We start from the raw sequence: 5,190 nt of genomic DNA on the forward strand, positions 1-5,190 counted from the left end.
TCGGATGGTCGAGGAGGGCGCGCCGCACGACTTCTTCACCAATCCGCAGCACGACAGAACGAAGCTTTTTCTGAGCCAGATCTTGTCGCATTGATGGTGCAGGCCGTTCTCACGGGATGGCCGTCACCGCTCGCCCGCGGTTCGGTCTGCATCAAATTCTTATCCAGGACAATCGGCGGTTCTTCAACTGGATACACTATGCTGACGCAGGTTCTGCCGGCGCTTGAGTATCAGGGGCAGATCCGGGCCTGGATCGTCGACGACACCGCCTTTGGCTTCGTCCGCCGTCCAAATGCATGGCGTAGAAACCGCCATAGATTGCCCCTCTTCCCCTCTTCCACACCTGGTCGAGATAGGTTTGCACGCGCCATGGCCTGGACTTCGATGTCGTAGCCGGCCGGCTTTGCCATCTCGCGCAGCGCTACGACGAGTTGGCTTTTGAGCGCCGGCTTATCGGATGCGATCAGTTGATCTGGAGGCCCTCGGCATAGCCTGCCTTAGCCATTAGCTTCTTTGGCCTACTCGATGTTGGCGTGAGCCGCCTGACGCTCGGCATAGAAGAACCGGTAGCCCCTGTTTGCTAGCGTCATTGCCCGGCGTGTCCAAAACCTTCCGTCACGAACTGTAAAATGGCTTCGCTATTCGCCGTCAGCAGCTGCGCCTTGCGGACCTTCGGATTGTTAAAGGGCCCGGCATCGCAGGCGATGTTGACATTACAGAACTGGCCGGAAGCGAATCGCTGAACTTCGACGCCTTTGTTACCGTCAAGGTTGCGACCTCCGTTGGTTCCGGCGTGGTCGGGATTGGGCTCGACGACGATAAGGCAAGTTGCGAAGTCCTGCAAACTATTGGCTGCTTTTGCAGGAAGGCGCTCGAGAAGGCAGCAATTGCGCTCTCAATCTGCGGTCCCGCCCCCCTAGTTTGATGGCGCTAAATCACTGACTCGGAGCCACAGATGAAAGGCATCGCAACAACTGCGCTACGGAGGCTCACACGGCCAGACCTTTCTGCAAGCGTGCGGGTAGCACACGGCGCCAGTTTGAAAGGTTCTGTGCCCGCACCATGCCGATTGCTGAAGCCGAGCGCGTCCTGTGAATATGAGAAAGGGTATACCTAGTGCGTGCGATGATACCACCAGAAATTCATCCAGGCGAACCGCCCCCTGCGATGACGTCGGGAAGCGCGGTTCAGCTGGAAGCCGCTCCCACGAGCTTTCTGCAGAGCGTTGACCAGAACTTTCGGCATGCGATGAAATTTCTCGACCTGCCCGAGGGGCTGGCCGAGCGGATCATCCAGTGCAACTCGACCTACACGGTGCGGTTCGGCGTGAGACTCCGCGGTCGCATGTACAGCTTCATCGGCTGGCGCTCGGTGCACAGCGAGCATTGTGAGCCAGTCAAGGGCGGTATCCGTTATGCGCCCGATGCCGACGCCGAAGAGGTGGAGGCACTCGCTGCGCTTATGACGCTCAAATGCGCGCTGGTCGATGTCCCGTTCGGAGGTTCGAAAGGCGCACTCAAGATTGACCCTCGCGAGTGGACACCTCAGGAGCTGGAGCGCATCACCCGGCGTTTCACCCAGGAACTCAGCAAGCGCGGTCTGATCGGCCCTGGCCTCAACGTTCCCGCCCCCGACGTGGGCACGAGCGAGCGGGAGATGGCCTGGATCGTTGACGAGTTCCGCCGCGCCAACCCGATGGATGTAGTCAACGCGCGTGCCTGCGTGACGGGAAAGCCGCTCTCGAAAGGCGGGATCGCGGGACGCACAGAGGCGACAGGCCGAGGCGTGCAGTTCGCCATACAGAGCTATCTCCGCGATCCCCGTACCCCGGGCATTGTTGGACGGCGGGACCTCAAGGGGGCGTCCGTTGTTGTTCAGGGGTTTGGCAATGTCGGCTATCACGCTGCCAAATTCCTCTCCGAGGAAGATGGCGCGCGGATCACGGTCGTAGCCGAACGCGACGGTTATGTCGCCAATCCCGAAGGTCTTCCGGTCGAGGCGCTCAAGCTGCATCAGGTGCGCACCGGCAGCATCCTGGGCTTTGCCGACGCCAAATCTTTCCGGGGCGGGATGACGGCCCTGGAACAGCCCTGTGACATTCTCATCCCCGCGGCGATGGAGAATGCCATACACATCGACAACGCCGAGCGCATCAACGCGCACCTCATCGTCGAAGCCGCTAATGGCCCGGTGACCTTCGAGGCCGACCAGGTGCTACGCTCCCGAGACGTTACGATCCTCCCCGATCTTTACGTCAACGCAGGCGGTGTGATCGTCAGCTATTTCGAATGGGTGAAGAACCTGACCCATATTCCATTCGGCTTGATGGAAAGGCGGCGGCGCGAGCGGCGCAACCAGACGATCGCCACAGCGCTCGAGCGGATGACAGGCAAGCCGTTTCCCGCCGACGTGCGCGACGAATTCCTGGAGGGAGGCGACGAGATTGATCTGGTTCGGTCCGGCCTCGAAGACGTCATGCGAAGCACTTGGGCGCGTATCGCCGATCTCCTTGAGGAACAGCCGGAACTCGGCGACTACAGAACGGCCGCCCATGTAGCGTCCATTCGACAGATCGCCGGCGCATATGAGGCCATAGGCATCTGAGCCCCTAGTTTTCCAAACATCACGAAGGGCGCAGGTTCCAAGCGCTGGATGGGGGCCTTTACAGCGCGTCGGCAATTGAGGGTTTGAAAGGAGGGGGCAGGCAATCGAGGATCAAGCACCAAGCATAGGCTTGGGGAGTGGTCTGAGTATTTCTCGCATCTCGTAGCCACCCATATTCCGCAAAGCGGCATCAGCGTTCATTGGAGAAAACGATCATGAGTCACACGGTCAACCATCTACGAAAATTGCGTCTCCAACGTAGTGAGCTCGCCGTTCCCGGTTCGAGCCCGGAGATGATCGACAAGGCGGCCAACAGCGCCGCCGACTTCGTCTTTCTCGATATTGAGGACGCGGTCGCGCCGCCGGACAAGGAACGCGCCCGCAAGAACATCATCCAGGCGCTCAACGACATCGACTGGCATGCCAAGGGCAAGACCGTTTCGGTGCGAATCAACGGCCTCGACACGCACTACATGTACCGCGACGTGGTCGACGTCATGGAACAGGCCGGCGACCGGCTGGACACCATCCTGGTGCCGAAAGTCGGCGTTCCGGCCGACCTTTACATGGTTGAGGCCATGGTCAACCAGATCGAGATGGCCAGGGGCTACAAGACCCGAGTCGGCCTGGAAGCGCTTATCGAGACGGCGCTCGGCATGGCCAATGTCGAGACGATCGCCGCTACGCCCGGCCGCCTCGAGGCAATGCATTTCGGCGTCGCCGACTATGCGGCCAGCAACAAGGCGCGCACCGTCAATATTGGCGGGCTCAACCCCGACTATCCCGGCGACCAGTGGCACTTCGCTTTGTCGCGGATGACGATTGCCTGCAGGGCCTACGGCCTGCGCGCAATCGACGGGCCGTTTGGCGATTTCTCGGACCCTGATGGCTATGCGGCGGCGGCAAGGCGTGCGGCGGCGCTTGGCATCGAAGGCAAATGGGCGATCCATCCCTCGCAGATCGAATTCGCTAATAGCGTTTTCTCGCCGCCGGAAAAGGAGGTCGCCCGCGCGCGCCGGATCATTGAGGTGCTCAAGGAGGCGGAGGAACAAGGCAAGGGAGCAGCAGCACTCGACGGCAAGATGATCGACGCGGCGTCGGAGCGTATGGCGCGCAATGTGCTTGTCGTGCACGAGGCGATCCTCCAGACCGCCACAGGCAGATAGGATTTTCAAATGGACATCCATGAATACCAGGCCAAGGAACTTCTCTCCCGATACTCTGTCCACGTGCCTCACGGTCGATTGGCCTATAGCCCGGAGCAGGCGACCTATCGCGCCAGCGAGATTGGCGGCGACAAATGGGTCGTCAAGGCGCAGATCCATTCCGGCGCCAGAGGCAAGGCCGGCGGCATTAAATTCTGCCAAACTGATGACGAGATTTTCGCCGCAGCCGAGGCAATGCTCGGGCGCAAGCTGGTCACGCATCAGACCGGACCGCGCGGCAAGCTGGTGTCGCGACTTTATGTCGAAGAGGTGGTCAATATCCTGCGGGAGATTTATCTGGCCTTTGTCCTCGACCGCAAATCCGAACGGGTGATGATTGTGGCCTCCGCGTCGGGTGGCATGGACATAGAGGAAATTTCCGAGAACGAGCCCGATTCGATCATCCGAGCCACGGTGGATCCCGGCGCCGGCATGCAGCATTTCCAGGCCCGCGAGATCGCCTTCGCGCTTGGTCTCGAAACTGCGATGATCGGCAAGGCAACGGAAACGCTGCTTGGTTGCTATCGCGTGTTTCGCGACTACGACGCCTCGATGCTCGAAATCAATCCACTAGTCGTGACCCGCGACGGCAACTTGGTGGCCCTGGATGCGAAGATGTCGTTTGACGAAAACGCGCTATTCCGCCGCCCAGAAATCTCGGAGTTGCGTGACAAATCGCAGGAGGATCCGCGTGAGACTTTCGCCAGCGACCGCGGCCTTTCCTATGTCGGCCTCGACGGTAATATCGGCTGCATCATCAATGGTGCGGGGCTCGCGATGGCGACGATGGACATGATCAAGATGGCCGGCGGGGAACCGGCGAACTTCCTCGACATCGGCGGCGGGGCGTCGCCGGAACGTGTCGCCAAGTCGTTCCGCGCTGTTCTTGGCGACAAGGCGGTAGAAGCGATTCTGGTCAACATTTTTGCCGGAATAAACCGCTGCGACTGGGTGGCGGAAGGCGTCATCAAGGCAATCCGCGAAGTCGGCGTTTCTGTCCCGCTAGTCGTGCGCCTGGCTGGCACCAATGTCGATGAGGGCAAGCGCATTTTGGCCGAGTCAGGCGAGGCGATTATTGTTGCCGACACGCTAGCCGAGGCCGCCGAAAAAACCGTTGCAGCGTGGCGCTCCGTGACAATGAAAAAACCTGGCTGAGGAAATCTAAGATGGCCATTCTGCTCAATCGCGATACTCGTGTCCTCGTCCAGGGGTTCACCGGCAAGATCGGCAGTTTCCATGCCGAGGACATGAAGCGCTACGGGACCAATGTGGTCGGCGGCGTCACTCCTGGCAAGGGCGGCCAGACACATCTGGGCCTGCCTGTGTTCAATACGGTTAAGGACGCGGTGCGCGAGACCGGCGCCGATACCAGCATTGTCTT

Annotated in this window: 4 protein-coding genes and 2 pseudogenes; 5 read left to right on the plus strand and 1 reads right to left on the minus strand. The window is 60.3% G+C overall.

Going from position 1 to position 5,190, the window contains the following annotated elements:
• Positions 1 to 94, plus strand: a pseudogene (gene glnQ, locus EN742_RS39545) (glutamine ABC transporter ATP-binding protein GlnQ); the annotation flags it as partial.
• Between the two features lie 492 nt (positions 95 to 586).
• Here the strand turns inward: glnQ and EN742_RS23465 are convergent.
• A complete protein-coding gene (locus EN742_RS23465; protein WP_128333334.1) occupies positions 587 to 844 on the minus strand; it encodes a hypothetical protein in 258 nt (85 codons plus the stop codon).
• A gap of 404 nt (positions 845 to 1,248) precedes the next feature.
• On the opposite strand from EN742_RS23465, the gene EN742_RS23470 reads away from it, so the two are divergent.
• From EN742_RS23470 to EN742_RS23485, 4 genes and pseudogenes are all read left to right on the plus strand, one after another.
• The gene (locus EN742_RS23470; RefSeq protein ID WP_128333337.1) at positions 1,249 to 2,604 is read left to right on the plus strand and encodes a Glu/Leu/Phe/Val dehydrogenase; all 1,356 of its coding nucleotides are present in this window, start codon (positions 1,249 to 1,251) and stop codon (positions 2,602 to 2,604) included.
• Between the two features lie 215 nt (positions 2,605 to 2,819).
• Complete coding sequence (locus EN742_RS23475; protein WP_128333335.1) at positions 2,820 to 3,770, plus strand: CoA ester lyase; 951 nt, start codon at positions 2,820 to 2,822, stop codon at positions 3,768 to 3,770.
• A 9-nt stretch (positions 3,771 to 3,779) separates the two neighbouring features.
• Positions 3,780 to 4,964: a malate--CoA ligase subunit beta gene (locus EN742_RS23480; RefSeq protein ID WP_128333336.1), complete on the plus strand. Its 1,185-nt coding sequence runs from the start codon at positions 3,780 to 3,782 to the stop codon at positions 4,962 to 4,964.
• 11 nt (positions 4,965 to 4,975) lie between these two features.
• A pseudogene (locus tag EN742_RS23485) lies at positions 4,976 to 5,190 on the plus strand (succinate--CoA ligase subunit alpha); the annotation flags it as partial.

The sequence above is a fragment of the Mesorhizobium sp. M4A.F.Ca.ET.020.02.1.1 genome, from assembly GCF_004022645.1.
Taxonomy (GTDB): domain Bacteria; phylum Pseudomonadota; class Alphaproteobacteria; order Rhizobiales; family Rhizobiaceae; genus Mesorhizobium.

What these genes read in the sequence shown, in the direction of transcription:
- EN742_RS23475 (WP_128333335.1), top strand. Translation starts at nt 2,820, where the DNA reads ATGAGTCACACGGTCAACCATCTACGAAAATTGCGTCTCCAACGTAGT.
- EN742_RS23470 (WP_128333337.1), top strand. Translation starts at nt 1,249, where the DNA reads ATGAAATTTCTCGACCTGCCCGAGGGGCTGGCCGAGCGGATCATCCAG.
- EN742_RS23480 (WP_128333336.1), top strand. Translation starts at nt 3,780, where the DNA reads ATGGACATCCATGAATACCAGGCCAAGGAACTTCTCTCCCGATACTCT.